The organism is Pirellulales bacterium, from assembly GCA_019694435.1.
GTDB lineage: Bacteria > Planctomycetota > Planctomycetia > Pirellulales > JAEUIK01 > JAIBBZ01.
Map to the genome: position 1 here is coordinate 1 of JAIBBZ010000042.1, position 16179 is coordinate 16179.

The following is a 16179-nucleotide window of genomic DNA, read 5'->3' on the forward strand; positions in this document are numbered from 1 at the left end:
ATCGCTGGCGCAAGCGCTCGTCGAGCTGTTGCAGCCGTTCGACGCGTTCGGCCTTCACTTCGGCCGGCACCTGGTCGACAAACTCGGCCGCGGGCGTGCCGCGGCGCCGGCTGTAAGGAAAGATGTGAGTGCGTGAACAGCCGATCGCCTCGAGGGCCGTGCAAGTGGCTTGAAAATCCGCCTCGCTCTCGCCGGGGAAGCCCACGATCACGTCGGTCGTCAAGGCCGGCTGGTCGAGCAGGCGTTGGGCGAGCTGACAGCGGTCGATGATCCGTCGGCGCCCCCAGCGGCGCCGCATCCGGCGCAGCACGGCGTCCGAACCGCTCTGCAAGGCGACGTGCAGATGCAGACACACGCGATCAGCGTGTTCGGCCATCACGGCGAGCAGCTCGCGCGTGACCTCGGTCGCTTCGATGCTCGAGAGCCGGACGCGAAAATCGCCCGGCAACCGCACGATCTCGGCCAGTAGGCGCGCCAGGCGCATCCATTGTTCGCGCGGCCGGCCACGGTTGAGGTCGACGCCGTAATGGCCCAAATGAATGCCCGTCAGCACGACTTCACGGTGACCGTGGTCGACCAGGCGGCGGATTTCGTCGAGCACGTCTTGCGGTCGCCGACTTGTCAGCGGCGGACGCACATGGGGAATAATGCAAAACGTGCAGCGCAACAGGCAGCCGTCTTGGACCTTCACATAGGCGCGCTTCCGCCCGTCGAAGGTCTCGATGCCGGTGGGTACATCGCGCACGCCGAAACGCGCCAGCAGGTCGGGCAGCTCGCGCTTGTCGGTCACGACTTCGCTGACGCCTGGCAGCCGGGCCAGCTCGTCGGGCGCGCGGGTCGCATAGCACCCCATGACGACGATCTTCGCACCCGGATTGCGCTGGGCCAGAAGGCGGATCACATGGCGGCTTTTCGAGTCGCCCTGCGAAGTCACCGTGCAGGTATTGACGATGCACAAGTCGGCCGGCTCGCCTTCGGGCGCGTCGCGATAGCCGGCCCGCGCGAGTCCTTGGCGCACGAATTCAGTTTCGTACTGATTGACCCGACAGCCCAGCGTGAGCGTGCGCAGCAAAGGACCGGGGGGTTGAGTTTCCATCGCCGCCGTCCCGTCAGTTGCCCGGTGCCGGCTCGATCGAGGCCTTCATCGATCCGGCACAAGCGGCGATCAGGTCGTCCTTGCCAAAGGCGTGAATTTGATCGCGTTTCAATTCGGCGTGCTCGCGCGTGGTCGTCAGCACGACGGCGCGTCCCTGGCTGTCGACTTCCTTGGCAAGTTGGTAGCCCCGTTCGACGGGATAGCCGAACAGCTTTTGCAGCATGGCGATCACGTAGGCATAGGTGTGATCGTCGTCGTTCCAGAGAATGACGTGGTAGGGCGGCTGCCGCTTGGGGCGGCGGTCTTGCTTGGACTTCTCGCGCGGCTTGGCAGGCTCAATTTGCTTGGTCGTCGCCTGGGGATCTTCTTCGAGGGCGACGCCCGCAGCGTCGGCCGAGTCGCCCGGGACGTCGGGATCGGTCGCGAATTCCTCGTTCATCTGCGCTCTCGGCGAAAGCGTTCCTCGGGCGGACGCGCGAACTTGGTCGGCTCGGATGCGACCAGTATATTGTACCGCCCCGAGCAACCAAGTCAGGCCGCCGAGCGCGATTCGATGGCGAAGTTAGACGCATACCTCACGCAGCATGCCGACCGGTTCGAAGAAGAGCTCTGCGAGTTGCTGCGCATCGCCAGCATCAGTGCCGACAGCCGGCATCGCCCGGACGTCGTCGCGGCGGCCGATTGGGTCGCCGGACAGTTTCGCCGGCTCGGCTTCGCGACCGACGTCGTTCCGACCGCCGGTCATCCGATCGTCGTGGCCAGTTCGCCGCCCCAGCCCGGCAAGCCGACGGTGATGGTCTACGGCCATTACGACGTGCAACCGGTCGATCCGCTCGACCAGTGGATCTCGCCCCCCTTCGAACCAACGCGACGCAACGGCAACCTGTACGCCCGCGGCGCGACTGACGACAAGGGGCAGATGTTTACCCATATCAAGAGCGCCGAAGCCGTGCTGGCTTGTGACGGCCAATTGCCACTCAACCTGAAATTTCTGATCGAGGGCGAAGAGGAAGTCGGCAGCCTGAACCTGGAAAAATTCGTGGCCGAACATAGTGATCGACTGGCTTGCGACTTGATCGTGATCAGCGACACCTCGCAGCTCGGCCCGGGCCAACCGGCAATCACCTACGGGCTGCGCGGCATCGCTTGTTATGAGCTGCGGCTGCGCGGACCGCGTCAAGACCTGCATTCCGGCACGTTCGGCGGGGCGATCACCAACCCGGCCCGGGCCTTGGCGATCCTGCTGGCGTCGCTGGTCGACGACCAAGGCCGGGTCACGCTGCCGGGCTTTTACGACGAAGTCGTGCCCTTGAGCGACGCCGAGCGGCAGCAGATGGCTGCCCTGCCGTTGAGCGAGGCGGCATTTTACGCGTCGGTCGGCGTCGGCGCGGGCTGGGGCGAGGCGGGCTTCTCGGCTCTCGAGCGTCGGACCGCCAGGCCGACGTTCGACGTGAACGGCATCTGGGGCGGTTACCAGGGCGAAGGCTTCAAGACCGTGCTGCCGGCAGTGGCCGGTGCCAAGTTCAGCTTCCGCCTGGTGCCCGACCAGGACCCTGTGAAGATCTCGGCCGCCTTGCGCAGCTGGATCGAGCAGCGTTGTCCGCCGGGGATCGATTATGAGCTGATCGATGCCCATGGTGCCAAGGCCGTGGTCGTGCCGCTCGACAGTCCGGCCATGGCGGCCGCGTCGCGGGCCATCGAGCGCGGTTTCGGCAGCCGGCCCTTCGCGATTCGCGAAGGCGGCTCGATCCCGGTCATCTCGACCTTTCGCCAACGGCTGGGAGTCGATACGTTGCTTTTGGGTTGGGGACTGAACGACGACAACACGCACAGTCCCAACGAAAAATTCTGTCTCGCCGACTTCCATCGAGGCATCAAGGCCAGCGCTTGTTTGTGGCACGAGCTGGCCGCCCTGCCCTCGCTGCGCTAGTCCCGCTTAGGAAATACGCGCGCCGATGCTCGACCGCAAATACGTGCTGGAAAATGCCGCCCGGGTGCAGGAAAACTGCGAGCGTCGCCACGTCCAGGTCGACGTCGCCCGCTTCGTCGAGCTCGAGACGCAACGCCGCCAGCAGCAGGCCCAGTTGGAAGACTTCAATCGCCAGGCGAACGAAGTCTCGCGCTCGATCGGCAAATCGAAAGACGCCGCCGAGCGCGAGGCCCGCAAGGAAGAAGGCCGGCGCATCCGCGAGCAAGCCACGGCGACCCAGGCGACGATCGACGCGCTCGAAGCCGAGGTCGACGCGCTGCTCCGCTCGATTCCCAACCTCTCGCACCCCGACGCCCCGCTAGGCGCCGATGACCAGTCGAATCTCGAGGTGCGCCGCGGCCGTGCGCCGCGGCCGAACTTCGATTTCCAGCCGCTCGATCACGTCGCGCTCGGCGAACTGCACGATCTGGTCGACTTCGAGTCAGGCGGGCGCGTGGCGGGGCACGGCTTCTACTTCCTCAAGAACGACGGCGTGCTGCTCGACCTGGCGTTGCAGCGATTCGCCGTCGATCGGCTGATGGCGGCCGGCTTCACGCCGATGGTCACGCCCGATTTGGCCCGCAACGAGGTGCTCAGCGGCACGGGCTACATTCCCCGCGGCCCCGAGACGCAGATCTACAGCATCGCCGACAGCGACCTGAGCCTGATCGCCACCGCAGAGATCACGCTCGGCGGGATTTACGCCGGCCAGACGCTCGAAGAGGAGCAACTGCCCATTCGCTTGTGCGGCATCAGCCATTGCTACCGCACCGAGGCAGGCGCTCACGGACGCGCCACGCGCGGCCTGTATCGCGTGCACCAGTTTACGAAGGTCGAAATGTTCGCCTTCACGACGCCCGAGCAAAGCGACGCGATGCACGACGAGTTGTGCGCGCTGGAGTGTGCGTTGTTCGACGCGCTGGAAATCCCTTACCGCGTGGTGGACACGGCCACCGGCGACCTCGGCGGACCGGCCTATCGCAAGTTCGATCTCGAGGCCTGGATGCCCGGCCGCGGCACCGGCGGCGAGTTCGGCGAGGTGACCAGCACCTCGAACTGCACCGACTATCAGGCCCGGCGGTTGGAGATTCGCTTTCGCCGCAAAGGTGAAAAAGGCACCCACCTGGTCCACACGCTCAACGGCACGGCCATCGCCATCAGCCGCACGCTGATCGCCATTCTGGAAAACTACCAGCAGGTCGATGGCACGATCCGCGTGCCGACCGCTTTGCAGCCCTACGTCGGCAAAGAAGTCCTGCGCCCGCGACGAACCGCCGCGGGCGGCTAGCGCGAGTGCGGGGGCAACGCCGAGTCTCTCCTCCAATGCCCCAGCGCCGTCTTGGTTTTTTGCCTGCCGCTGCGCTATTCGCCGACGGCGGCGGTCAGATCATTCGGGTTGTATCGACTAAGCCCGAACTGGTCGTCCCAGCGTGCAAATTGCTACCGCCGGCTCGAGGCATGGCCTAATCTTGCGGTATCCCACGGTCCGCCGTGGGGCGCGCGTGTGCCTCTTGCGACAGGATTTGGGCCCGATCGTGCAGACCTCGCTGGTGACCGACCACATCGCTCCGAGCCTTGCCCCGCCGGCCATCTTGGGCGGCGACGATCTGCCGGGACCGCCATACCGCGCGGTCGTCGTGCGTGATGCGGCCACGCTGCGCGGCCACAAGGCGGCCTGGGAACGATTGATCGACACGGCGCTCGAGCCCAACGCGTTCTACGAACCCTTCGTGCTGCTGCCGGCGATGGATCTGCTGGTCGACGGCGCCGCGCTCGAGGTCGTGCTGATCTATGGCGCGCACCGCAAGAACCCGGCCAACCCACCGGTGTTGTGCGGGCTGTTTCCCCTGGAGCGCAAAGGCTCCTGGGGACCGCCGGCCACGCACTTGCGCTTTTGGCGCCATCGCTATTGCTTCTTGAACCTGCCCTTGGTGCGCCGCGACGTGGCCGCCGACACGCTCGGAGCATTCTTCGATTGGCTCGCCGGGCCCGAGGCGCGGGTACCGCTGTTTCAATTCAACGCGATTCCAGGATCGGGCCCGTTCCACGAGCTGATGCTCAACACGCTGTTCGAACGCGAACAGCGGTTCTGGCTGACCGAGCGCTGGATTCGGGCGATGTTCGTCCCGGCGGCCGACACCGAAGCCTACTTGCAGCGCTGCGTTTCGCGAAAGCAGCGCCACGAGTTGAAGCGGCTGCGGCGCCGCCTGGCCGAGAGCGGCAAACTCGAAATCACTGAAAACCCCGTGCCCGAACAGCTCGACGCCTGGATCGACGAGTTTCTGCGGCTCGAAGCGCTGGGCTGGAAGGGACGCGAAGGCACCGCCTTTGCCTGCAGCAACGCCGACCAATGGTTCCTCCGCCGGATGATGCACGGTGCAGCACGCCGCGGCAAGCTACTGCTGCAGGGCATGAAGTTCGACGATCGCCACATCGCGATGGCCATCAACCTGGTCACCGGCGACGGCGGATTCGCCTTCAAGATCGCCTACGACGAACAACTGCACCGGTTCTCGCCGGGCGTGCAGCTCGAATTCGACAAAATCGCGCGGTTCCAAGCGCGGCCCGGCCTCCGCTGGCTCGATTCGTGTGCCGATCCGGGGCACCCGATGATCGACCGCCTCTGGGGCGACCGCCGGACCATCGAAAACCTTTGGGTCGCTACGGGACGCCGCCCGGGCGATCTGCTACTGGCCCTGGGACCGCTGGCCAAATGGGCTCGAGACCTCGTGCGCGGGCGTCGTCCGCGCGCCTTGCCTGCACACGCACAGGAGCATGAATCATGAGTACCGCCTTTGCCGTGGCCGCGACGCCGGCCCACCTCGTGCTCGACCCGGCAGCCTTTGCCGAGAAGTTCGCCCGGGCGCCGTACAAGATTGGGCACCGGCTGGTCGATCATCCCCTGCTGCAACTGCCGCGGTTGATCGAACTGGCGAGTTGGCTGCCCGAATCGCGGGTCGAGTACAACGCCGGTGATCTGTCGATCAACCAGGACCCCAAGCTCACGCCGCGCAACGGGCTGAACATCGACGAGACCATCCGCCGCATCGAGGAATGCCGGTCGTGGATGGTGCTGAAGAACGTCGAGCAGCACCCGGAGTACAAGGCTCTGCTCGACGAGTGCCTGGAACAGGTGCGCCCCTTGAGCGAACAGGTCGAACCGGGGATGAACCAGCGCGAGGGGTTCATCTTCGTGTCGTCGCCGGGCTCGGTGACCCCGTACCACCTCGATCCCGAGAACAATTTTCTGCTGCAAGTGCGCGGGACGAAACAGGTGCACATGTTCGACGCGCACGACCAGGTGGTGGTCAGCGACGCCGAGATCGAGAACGTGCTGACCGGCGGCCACCGCAACCTGCCGTTCAAGGAAGAGTATCGCGTGCGCGGCGAGCTGTTCGATCTCGTGCCGGGCGAGGGGCTCCACTTCCCCGTCGCGGCGCCGCACTACGTCAAGGTGGGGCCCGAGTTTTCGATCTCGTTCAGCATCACGTTCCGGACCGACAATTCGGTCGTCCGGCACGCGCTGTACCGGTTCAACAAGAACCTGCGCCGCATTGGCCTGCGGCCGACGCGCGTGGGGATGTCGCCGGCGGTCGATCGCTGCAAATACAACGTCATCCGCGCGGGCCGGTCGGTGAAGCGGCTGCTGGGCCGCGGCGAGGCACCGGCCGAGGCCAGCTCGCAGTACTAGCCCCGGCACGGTCCTGCCGGGGCCGAGCGCAGGCGCGCTACGGGGCGAGGATCGTCATCCCGCTGTCGACGACGATCGTCTGGCCGGTGATCATGTCGCTGCCGACGATCAGGCTCATCACGGCCGCGGCGACGTCCTCGGGCTCGCAGACGCGTCCGAGCGGCAGCCGCTTTTCGTAGTGCTTCTTCATGGGCTCGTACATGGGCCCGAGGCCCTGTTCGAGCCACCGTCCGGCGATGAAGCCCGGCGCCACGCCGTTGACACGGATTTGCGGCGCGAGCACTCTGGCCAGCATGATGGTCAGGTTATTGAGCGCCGCCTTCGAGCAGGCGTAGGGGATCGAGCTGCCGACGCCGATGATGCCGGCGACGCTCGAAACGTTGACCACCGCGCCGCCTCCCGCGGCCAGCATCGGTTCGCGCGCGGCGCGGGTGCACTGGAAGGGCCCCTTGAGATTCACGGCGAGAATCCGTTCCCACATCGGGTCGGTGATCTCGTCGAGCATGTTGTGGGGCAAGAATTCGGTGGTCCCGGCATTGTTCACCAGCACGTGCAGCCCGCCGCAGGCATCGACCGCCGTTTGCACCAGCTTGCGGCAGGCCTCGTCGCCAGCGACGTCGGCCTGCACGGCGATGCCGCGAACGCCCAGCTTCTCGACTTCTGCCGCCGTGGCCTCGGCCTCGTCGCGCGACTTGCTGTAGTTGATCACCACCGAGCAGCCGCGTTCGGCCAACATCAGGCTCACCGCGCGCCCGACGCCGGTACCGCCGCCTGTGACAATCGCCGCTTTGCCTTGAATCTCCATTGCCTGGTAGCTCCTGGGCTGCAGATCGACCTCGCCGGAAAACAGGCGGCAGCCTACCAACTCGCCGTGGCGAGACAAGCGGGCGCCCGGCCGAACGCGGCTGCCATGTGGTTTGCTGGCTGAGGCCGTGCATCGCGACTACATTGCCGGTTTTCCCGAGCGTTGTATCCCACACGGCCGGATCGCCCGATGACCAAACCACACTTCCGCGTCGCGATTGCCGTGCTGCTGGTGGCCTGGACACATCATTCGGCCTGGGGCGCGACGACACAGGCCAACGTGCCGGTTGAGCTCTTGTTTACGGCGCAAGACCGTGCCGGCGATGCGGCCCACGAAATCACGCTCGACGTCGTTTTCACCGCGCCCGACGGCGTACAACGCACGGTCCCTGCGTTCTGGGCCGGTGGCCACTTGTGGAAGGTGCGCTATACGTCGAGCCTGACGGGCACGCACCGCTGGAAAAGCGTGTGCAGCACCGACCAAGACACCGGGCTGCACGGTCAAGAGGGTACCCTGGAAGTCACTCGCTACGACGGTGCGAACCCGTTGTTCCTGCACGGCCCGGTGCGCGTGGCCGCCGATGGGCGACATTTCGAACACGCCGATGGCACGCCCTTCTTCTGGCTCGGCGACACGTGGTGGATGGGCTTGTGCCATCGGCTGCACTGGCCCGATGAGTTTCAGCAACTCGCCGCACACCGCCGGCAACAGGGCTTCACTGTCGTGCAGTTGGTCGCCGGGCTCTATCCCGACATGTATCCGTTCGACGAACGCGGGGCGAACGAGTCCGGGTTCCCCTGGGAACAAGACTACGTGCGGATCCGGCCCGAGTATTTCGACGCGGCCGATCAGCGGCTTCGTCACCTGATCGACCAGGGCATCACCCCGTGCATCGTCGGGGCCTGGGGCTATTTTCTGCCGTGGATGGGCGAGACCAGGCTGCAGGCGCATTGGCGCTATCTCATCGCGCGCTACGGCGCCTGGCCGGTCGTCTGGTGCGCGGCCGGCGAGGCCAATCTGCCGTGGTATCGCGCCGAGGGGTTTCCCTATGACGATCAGGCCACCGCGCGGCGCTGGTGCACGATTTTGAAATCGATTCGCGCTGTCGATCCGTGGCGGCGGCCGCTCACGATTCATCCGACCGCCATCAACTCCTACTCGGCCCGGCACGTGGTCGACGACGAGGCGCTGCTCGATTTCGACTTCTTGCAGACGCCGCACGACGGACCCGGCACGACCGCCGAGGCAGCGGCCGCGCGCACGGTGCTGCAAAGCCGCGCCGCCGAGCCGCGGATGCCGGTCGTCAACGGTGAGGCCAGCTACGAGATGCTGCTCGATCGGATTCCGGCCGCCAAGACCCGAGCCATGTTCTGGCTGTGCATGACCGGCGGCGCAGCAGGCCACACCTACGGCGCCAATGGCATCTGGCAGGTGAACCGCCGTGGCCAGCCGCACGGTCCGTCGCCGACCGCAGGGAGCAGCCCCAACGGTTATGGCACAATCGCCTGGGACGAGGCCATGCAACTGCCCGGCGGCCGGCAAATCGCCGCGGGCAAGCGCTGGCTGGAACTGTTGCCCTGGCACACCTTCGCTCCCCATGCCACCTGGGCGGCCTGGGTCGAGCCGGCCGCCGACGACGTGCCGCCGGGCGCCTTCGGACTGACCAAGGGCCCGCGAGTCGTCTACCTGTTACATAACAAGGCCGTGTATCTGCGGCAGCTCGAACCGCAGCGAACGTACCGGGTGCAGCACTTTGATCCAGAAACCACCGCAGAGTCACCGGGGGCGGACGTGACGGCCGACCGCGCCGGGACCGTGCGGCTCGAGCCACCGACGCACGGCCACGATTGGGTCGTGCTGCTTGCACCGGCCGACGAGTCAAAACCGACTACGTCCACAGATTCCGGTCGAGCATCCGGTAGTTGATCGCCTCGGCCAGGTGCGCCGAGTTGATGCGTTCGCAGCCATCCAGATCGGCAATGGTCCGCGCCACGCGCAGCACCTTGTCGTGCGCGCGGGCCGATAGGCCCAACTCGTGCATCGCGGCCTTGAGCAATTCCTGCCCGGCCGCGTCCAGCGCACAATGCTGCCTGATCTGGCGAGTCGACATCTGGGCGTTGTGGCGAGTGCCCGAGTGCTTGAAGCGCTGCTGCTGGAGATGCCGCGCGGCGGTCACCCCTTCGCGCATCTGGGCACTCGACGTGCCCGATTGTTTGCTCGCCAATTCACCGTAGGGCACGGCCGGCACCTCGATGTGCAGGTCGATCCGATCCAGCAGCGGGCCGCTGATCTTGGCCATGTAGCGTTCGATTTGCGGGACAGTGCAGTGACATTCGCGCCGCGGATCGTTGCGATAGCCGCACGGACACGGATTCAGTGCCGCGATCAGCATGAACCGAGCCGGAAAAGTCGTCGTCGACAGCGCGCGGCTGATCGTCACGTGGCCGTCTTCGAGTGGTTGACGCAGCACTTCGAGGGTGCCTCGATGAAACTCGGGCAGCTCGTCTAGGAACAACACGCCGTTGTGAGCCAGACTGATTTCGCCGGGCGAAGGCGTCGATCCGCCACCGGCCATGCCGGCATCGCTGATCGTGTGGTGCGGCGCGCGAAACGGTCGCACCGCCAACAGCGGCTGCCCCTCGCGGAGCAGTCCCATGGCGCTGTAAATCCGCGTCGTCTCCAGCGACTCGTCTGCCGAAAGCTCCGGCAGAATCGTCGGCGTACGCTTGGCCAGCATCGTCTTGCCCGAGCCGGGAGGCCCGAGCATGAGCAGGTTGTGTGCGCCAGCCGCGGCCACGGTCAGCGCCCGCTTGGCCGTTTCCTGCCCGCGGACATCCTCAAAATCGACCTCGTATCGCGCCAGGCTGCTGAACCACGCGCCGAGGGGCGCGTGCTGAGGGTCTATCTCGATCGCCCGGGTCAGGAAGGCCACGGCCTGGGTGAGGCTGTCGATCGGAATGACCTCGACCTCCTCGACGACGGCCGCCTCGAAGGCGTTGGCGCGCGGTACGAGCAAGCCGCGCAGCCCAGCCTGCCGGGCCGCCAAGGCCATCGACAGCGCGCCGCGGATCGGCCGTGTGCCGCCATCGAGCGCCAATTCGCCGACGACGCCGAATTCGCGCAGCCGATCCGAGGTGACCTGGCCGCTCGCCAAGATCACGCCGAGCGCAATCGGCAAATCGAAGCTGGCGGCCTGCTTGGGCAGATCGGCCGGCGCCAGGTTGATCACCACGCGGTCCTGGGGCCGCTGAAAACCGGAGTTCACCAGCGCCCGCTCGACGCGATGCGTGCTCTCTTTGACAGCCGCCTCGGGCAGGCCCACGAGAACGACTTTCGGCAGGGCCGCGGCCGAGATGTCGACCTCCACCTCGACGGGCACCGCATCGATCCCGACGAGTGCAAAGGTGTGCAGCTTGGCAAGCATGACGAGGGCCCCACGAGTCATCCGCGCAGCATCTGCCGGCGGCGGGCCTATTGTTCAGCGGTGCCGTCAACGACGCAAGACGCACCGGACGCCGAAACCGGCGATTCAGAGCGAGCCTGCGTCACCCAGCCGGCGGCGCAGCCCCGTGATCAGTCGGCCCATGGCGTCGAGGACCCAGGCCTTTTCTGCGCGGTCGATCAGACGATCTGAATAGATGCAGGCGATGACGACGATGCCGCAAACGCCAAACATCACCGGCAACGGCGCGAGGAGCGCCAGCGGCAGCGCCATCACGAGCCAGGTGGCGGTGTCCATGCGTAGTCCGTCCCATTGGCTCGTCAGGCCCACGACCAACGCGCTGACGATGCCGCCGACCATCGTCGCCCAGGCGGCGCCCTGCAAATGCCACTGCGGCACCCACCACAGGCACAGCGGCACCGAGACCGCCAATGCGGCGATCCAACCGAGTCCGATCAACCGGTTCCGCTCGCGGCACAGCAAGTACGACCGAAGCACGAAATGCGCCGAGGCGGCAATCATCGCCACGAGCACGGGCTCGACGATGCTGCTGCCCTGAGGCGAATGATCGCCAAAGATACCCGCCAGGATGAGCTGTTTCGTGGCCACCAAGGGCACGGCCACGCACATCAGGCCGAGTACGGTCATTTTCGTGGCCAGCCGGACCATATGGCCCGCCTTGTCAAACTCGTGAGCCTCCCACAGGTGCACCACATGTGGCAACACCAGGATGCTGATTTGCATCGCCAGGGCAAACAGCGGCTGGGTAATCATTTCGACGATGTTGTAACTTCCGATCGACTCGAAGCGCGCCTGGGCCGGCAGCGTGTCGTAGTGCACGATCAACCAGCGATCGATCGTGCGCCACAGTTCCATTAGCCAGCCGGCCGACCAGGTGGCCACGGCATAAGCAAACAGGCCCTGCCAGGCGGCAAGGCCTGGGGCCGCTTGGCGATCGCGCGGCAAGCCCTGCAAATACCGTCCCATCAACCAGGTGGGCAGCAACAAGACCAACACCGAGCTGAGCAGGAAGGCAATCGAACCGCCCACCGCGTCATTGCGCAGCAGCCACAAGAGGCCGACACCCAACACACAGAAGCCGATCGATTGAGCGACCTGCATGATTGAGTTGACCCGGGATAGGCGCAAGCCCTGATACACGCCCGACAAGACGTTTGTATAGGCCAAGGCCAGAGCACCCAGGCAGGTCAAGATCATCAACAGCGTCTGCCGCGAGTCGTCGAAAACGTAAGTCGCAAGCCGCTCCGCCTCGAGCATGCCGACGGCACACGCCACTCCGCCGAACAAGGCGCAGCCAACGATCGTCTGCACGATCAACGAGCGCAGGCCACCGTCGCGCCGATAACGCTCGATATAGCGTGACAATGCGCCTGGCAATCCCAGCACGGCAACCAACGCAACCAGCGAGATGGCGTTGTAAGAGAGGGAAAAATGGCCCAGCTCGGCCCTGCTCATGCTGCGCGCGAAGACAACACCGCGAGCTAGCCCGGCCGCGCGCGCGACGATCGTCAGAGTCACCCCGACACTGACCGACAGCGCCAACGATTCGGGAGTAAGCCAGCGGTCCCATAGCGATGGAACCACCGACTCGATTTCGCGTGGCGGCGCCAGAGTTGGAGTTTCAGTGGTCATGCGGGGCGTAGGGAGATCGATTGCGAAAAGCCTAGCATTTTGCAGGCCGGGCAATCACAGATGCTCCCTAGCAATTTAAGGTCTGCGACACTTGTAATACGCCCCCGTCGCCCACAGCCAATACAGCCCCCTCCGCGGTGGGGACAAATCTGCCGTTGACGGTTGTCCTGGGAGACCTGGAGACTGGCGGAAGGAACAGTTTCTGCACGCCCGCAAGGAGGCATTCTGCAGCATGGCCAGCGGCAACCCATCAGCGGCCGAATCGGTCCGGCATCAATACGAGGCCTTTCCTTACCCACCTCGAGACCCGGCCGACGAACGGAAGCGACTGCGTCGAACTTACATCGACACGCTCGAGGTCATCAATCACTACCTCTTCGGCGGCCGCCGCGATTTCCGGCAAGGCATCCGGGTGCTGGTTGCGGGCGGCGGCACCGGCGACTCGACGATCCATTTGGCCGAGCAATTGCGCGGCCTGCCTGGCGAAGTGGTCTACCTCGACCTCAGCCGCGCTTCGTTGGAAGTCGCCCGGCAGCGCGCCGAGATCCGCGGATTGACAAACCTTCATTGGGTGAACGGTTCGTTGACCGAATTGCCACGGCTCGGCCTCGGCAAGTTCGACTACATCAATTGCTGCGGCGTGCTGCACCACTTGCCGGAGCCCGAGGCCGGACTCGCAGCCTTGCGCGGCGCGCTGGCTGACGGTGGCGGGCTGGGGCTGATGGTCTATGGCCGATATGGCCGCACCGGCATCTACCAGGTGCAGCAGTTGCTGCGCTACCTCAATGCCGACCATCCGGATGCGGACATCAAGCTGGATCGCACGCGGCAGTGCCTGCGGAGCTTGCCGGCGTCGAATTGGCACCAGCGCGGTAAGCAGTTGTTTCTCGAAACGGAAATGTCTAGCGACGCCGATCTGTACGACTTGTTTCTACATGCGGTCGACCGTGCTTACAGCGTGCCCGAGCTGCACGACTTTCTGCGCACGGCGGGCCTGCACTGGATCGAATTCACGCCCGAGCTACGGACGCGCTACGAGCCTGCCATGGTGCTTGGCGACCCGGAATTGATCGCCGCGGCGGCTCAGCGGCCGTTGGTCGAGCAGCAGGCGATTGCCGAGCTGGCGATCGGCAGCATCATGCGGCACGAGTTCTTCGCGTCACCGGACGCCGACGCCGCGGCCTCGTGTGATGACCTCGAGCAGGTCCCGTTTTTCAGCCTCGCCGCGCTGACGCAAGGCTCCGTCCTGGCGCCCGGCGAATGGGTGTTGCGATTTGCCAGGACGGTCGAGCTCCGGACGCGCGCGAGTCTGGCCGCGCAGCGCGTGGTCGAACTGGTCGACGGTCGCCGGACCTTGGGCGAGATCGTGCAACAGCTGGCGAACGAGTTGCCTGGCCTGGGGCTGCCCGGCGCGTTTCAGCTCGTTCGCGAGGTGTTCGATCTGCTACACAAGGTAGACGGGCTGCTGCTGCACCGTCGAGATGTCCCGCTGGCCCGGCCACTCGACGCGGACGACCCGCGCCGCGTCGCCGACCTTTTTTCGCGCGTCGGCGGATAGAATAAACCGGTCCGACCTTACGGCGGGCGGCTGGCCCCCCACGGTTTGCATGCAATCCATCGAAAAAGTTCGCCAACGGATTGCCGTCGAAGCCGCGCGCTTGCTGGCCGCGCGCGAAGAAACCCTCGTCGAGCGCGCCAAACTGGCCGCGGCGCGGCGGTTGTACGGCAAGCCGCTTGCGGCCAACGAGCTGCCGACCAATGCCGAAGTGCGGCTGCAGTTGCGACTGCTGGTCCTGGGCAGCGGCGCGGAAACCGGGGCAGACCGGCTGGCCGAGCTGCGGCAAGGAGCCCTGCGGTTGATGCGGCTCTTACGCCGATTCCGTCCGCGACTGGTCCACAGCGCGCTGGACGGCCGCTTCCGGCACGATTCGGACATCGATCTCGAAGCGATTGCCGACGGGCCCGGTCCAATCGTCGAAGCGCTGCACGGCGCCGATCTCGAGGCGACGGTTCTGCGTCACAGTTTTCGCCGCCGGCTCGGCACGCTGGTCGTGCCGGTGGTGCGGATCGAACAACCGCACCGAGCGCGGATTGTCGTCTTCCCACCGCACCTGGCGCGTCGCGTGGTTCGGCCGCACGACCACCAGGGGACGCTGCGCCGGGCCAATCTGCAGGAACTCGAAGACATCGTCGACAGGGCCGAGCGCGTCGCCGTCGGCGACGAAGGCGCGGTGCCGGCGCACGGACCGCGTCAGCACGCGGGAGATCGGTTCGAACTCTACGCGGTGCTGCTCGCGCCGCTGGAACACTTGCAGCAAGATCGCCGGCGACACCCCGAAGGCGACGCGCTGTACCACAGCCTCCAGGTTTTCGAGCTGGCCCGCGCCGAGCGACCTTACGACGAAGAGTTCTTATTGGCGGCGCTGTTGCACGACGTGGGCAAGGTCATCGATCCGCAAGAGCCGATCGTCGCGGGAGTCGAGGCATTGGGCGAGTCGATCACCGAACGCACGCGTTGGCTGATCGAACATCAAGCCGAGGGCCGGGCCTGGCGCGAGGGCACCCTGGGGCATCGTTCACGTCGCCGGCTCGAAGCGGCCGACGACTTCGAAGAATTGGTCCTCCTGGCCGACTTCGACCGTGCCGGCCGCAAGCAAGGCGTGCAGGTCATGGACGTGCACGATGCCTTGGACTACTTGCGCCAGCTCGATGCGGGGTTCACCCCTTGAACACGGGCGATGTCTCGACGCACCTTGCGCCTCTGCGGACGACGTTCACGGTGCTTGGAGTTGCGTGGGCCGCGCTTTTGACCGTGAGCCTGCTGCAAAGCTGCCTGTCGGTGCCCTGGTGGTCACAGGCCCGGCTTGATCTGCGCGCCGGCTCCTGCCTGGTGCTGGCGATCGCGGCGTGGTGCAACGCGTGGACGCAGCGGCGCGAGGCAACGGCCCATGCGGCCTTGTGCGTTGCCCTCGGTATGTCGCTAGGGTTCTATGGCGACTCGCATGTCGGCCGCCGGCTCGGCTGGACGCCGTTTACCGATCCGCTGCTTGGCGGCATCGTGTTGTATGGGCTGGGTCACCTGTCCTATGTAGCGGCCTGCTGGTTGCTCGCCCAACTGCGGTCGCCTGTGCGCAGCGTGGCCTGGCTTCGCTGGCTCGGGGCGTGGCAGATCATGGCCCTGGGCGCATGGGCCGCGGTTGCCTTGAGCACGGATCGGCAAACGCAACTGCGTATTCCCACCTTGGCCTATACCGTGCTCGTCGCCGCGACCCCGGGCGCGGCGACTGCGTTAGGGCGCAAAGATCGAGCATATAACCTGCTGGCCGCGGGCGCGGCGTTGTTTCTCGTCAGTGACGTACTGCTGGCATACCAGGTGTTTCACGACTCTTTTCCCGGTTTGGATGAGTTGACCTGGTTGAGCTACGGACCGGGTGAAATGCTGATCGTCTTTGGAAGCCGCCGGGGCATGTTGCAGAGTTCGACGTTCCGCAGGCCGGCGACTGCGGAGGCATCGGGCGGCTAA

The 16179-nt window shown here is 65.8% G+C and carries 13 protein-coding genes; 8 read left to right on the forward strand and 5 right to left on the reverse strand.

The window, feature by feature from the left end; all coding sequences use genetic code 11:
* A partial coding sequence (mtaB, locus tag K1X74_20895; protein MBX7168806.1) for a tRNA (N(6)-L-threonylcarbamoyladenosine(37)-C(2))-methylthiotransferase MtaB occupies positions 1-1096 on the reverse strand: 1096 nt, incomplete at its 3' end.
* A 13-nt stretch (positions 1097-1109) separates the two neighbouring features.
* A complete protein-coding gene (locus tag K1X74_20900; protein ID MBX7168807.1) occupies positions 1110-1535 on the reverse strand; it encodes an ATP-dependent Clp protease adaptor ClpS in 426 nt (141 codons plus the stop codon).
* Positions 1536-1604: 69 nt separating this feature from the next.
* Between K1X74_20900 and K1X74_20905 the strand changes: the two genes are divergently transcribed.
* From K1X74_20905 to K1X74_20920, 4 genes are all read left to right on the forward strand, one after another.
* A complete protein-coding gene (locus K1X74_20905) occupies positions 1605-3026 on the forward strand; it encodes a dipeptidase (GenBank protein ID MBX7168808.1) in 1422 nt (473 codons plus the stop codon).
* 25 nt (positions 3027-3051) lie between these two features.
* The gene (gene serS / locus K1X74_20910; GenBank protein ID MBX7168809.1) at positions 3052-4353 is read left to right on the forward strand and encodes a serine--tRNA ligase; all 1302 of its coding nucleotides are present in this window, start codon (positions 3052-3054) and stop codon (positions 4351-4353) included.
* Positions 4354-4600: 247 nt separating this feature from the next.
* Positions 4601-5851, forward strand: a complete 1251-nt coding sequence (locus tag K1X74_20915) for a GNAT family N-acetyltransferase (protein ID MBX7168810.1) — start codon at positions 4601-4603, stop codon at positions 5849-5851.
* Entirely contained in the window at positions 5848-6756 is a 909-nt protein-coding gene (locus K1X74_20920; protein MBX7168811.1) for a cupin-like domain-containing protein, read from the forward strand. Before K1X74_20915 ends, K1X74_20920 begins: the two co-directional genes overlap by 4 nt.
* A gap of 37 nt (positions 6757-6793) precedes the next feature.
* On the opposite strand, the gene K1X74_20925 is transcribed toward K1X74_20920, so the two are convergent.
* Positions 6794-7561 (reverse strand): SDR family oxidoreductase, encoded by a 768-nt coding sequence (locus K1X74_20925; GenBank protein MBX7168812.1) that lies wholly within the window; start codon positions 7559-7561, stop codon positions 6794-6796.
* Between the two features lie 189 nt (positions 7562-7750).
* Between K1X74_20925 and K1X74_20930 the strand changes: the two genes are divergently transcribed.
* Positions 7751-9487: a DUF4038 domain-containing protein gene (locus K1X74_20930; protein ID MBX7168813.1), complete on the forward strand. Its 1737-nt coding sequence runs from the start codon at positions 7751-7753 to the stop codon at positions 9485-9487.
* On the opposite strand, the gene K1X74_20935 is transcribed toward K1X74_20930, so the two are convergent.
* Entirely contained in the window at positions 9450-10985 is a 1536-nt protein-coding gene (locus K1X74_20935) for a YifB family Mg chelatase-like AAA ATPase (protein ID MBX7168814.1), read from the reverse strand. The genes K1X74_20930 and K1X74_20935 overlap by 38 nt on opposite strands.
* Positions 10986-11090: 105 nt before the next feature.
* Positions 11091-12608 carry a lipopolysaccharide biosynthesis protein gene (locus tag K1X74_20940; GenBank protein MBX7168815.1) on the reverse strand — a complete coding sequence of 506 codons (1518 nt, stop codon included), beginning with the start codon at positions 12606-12608 and terminating at the stop codon, positions 11091-11093.
* Positions 12609-12888: 280 nt separating this feature from the next.
* Between K1X74_20940 and K1X74_20945 the strand changes: the two genes are divergently transcribed.
* The 3 genes from K1X74_20945 to K1X74_20955 are packed head-to-tail and all read left to right on the forward strand — an operon-like array spanning position 12889 to position 16179.
* On the forward strand, positions 12889-14214 hold the full coding sequence (locus tag K1X74_20945; GenBank protein ID MBX7168816.1) for a class I SAM-dependent methyltransferase: 1326 nt from the start codon (positions 12889-12891) through the stop codon (positions 14212-14214).
* A gap of 49 nt (positions 14215-14263) precedes the next feature.
* Positions 14264-15385: an HD domain-containing protein gene (locus K1X74_20950; GenBank protein MBX7168817.1), complete on the forward strand. Its 1122-nt coding sequence runs from the start codon at positions 14264-14266 to the stop codon at positions 15383-15385.
* The gene (locus K1X74_20955; GenBank protein ID MBX7168818.1) at positions 15382-16179 is read left to right on the forward strand and encodes a lysoplasmalogenase; all 798 of its coding nucleotides are present in this window, start codon (positions 15382-15384) and stop codon (positions 16177-16179) included. The genes K1X74_20950 and K1X74_20955 overlap by 4 nt, the downstream gene beginning before the upstream one ends.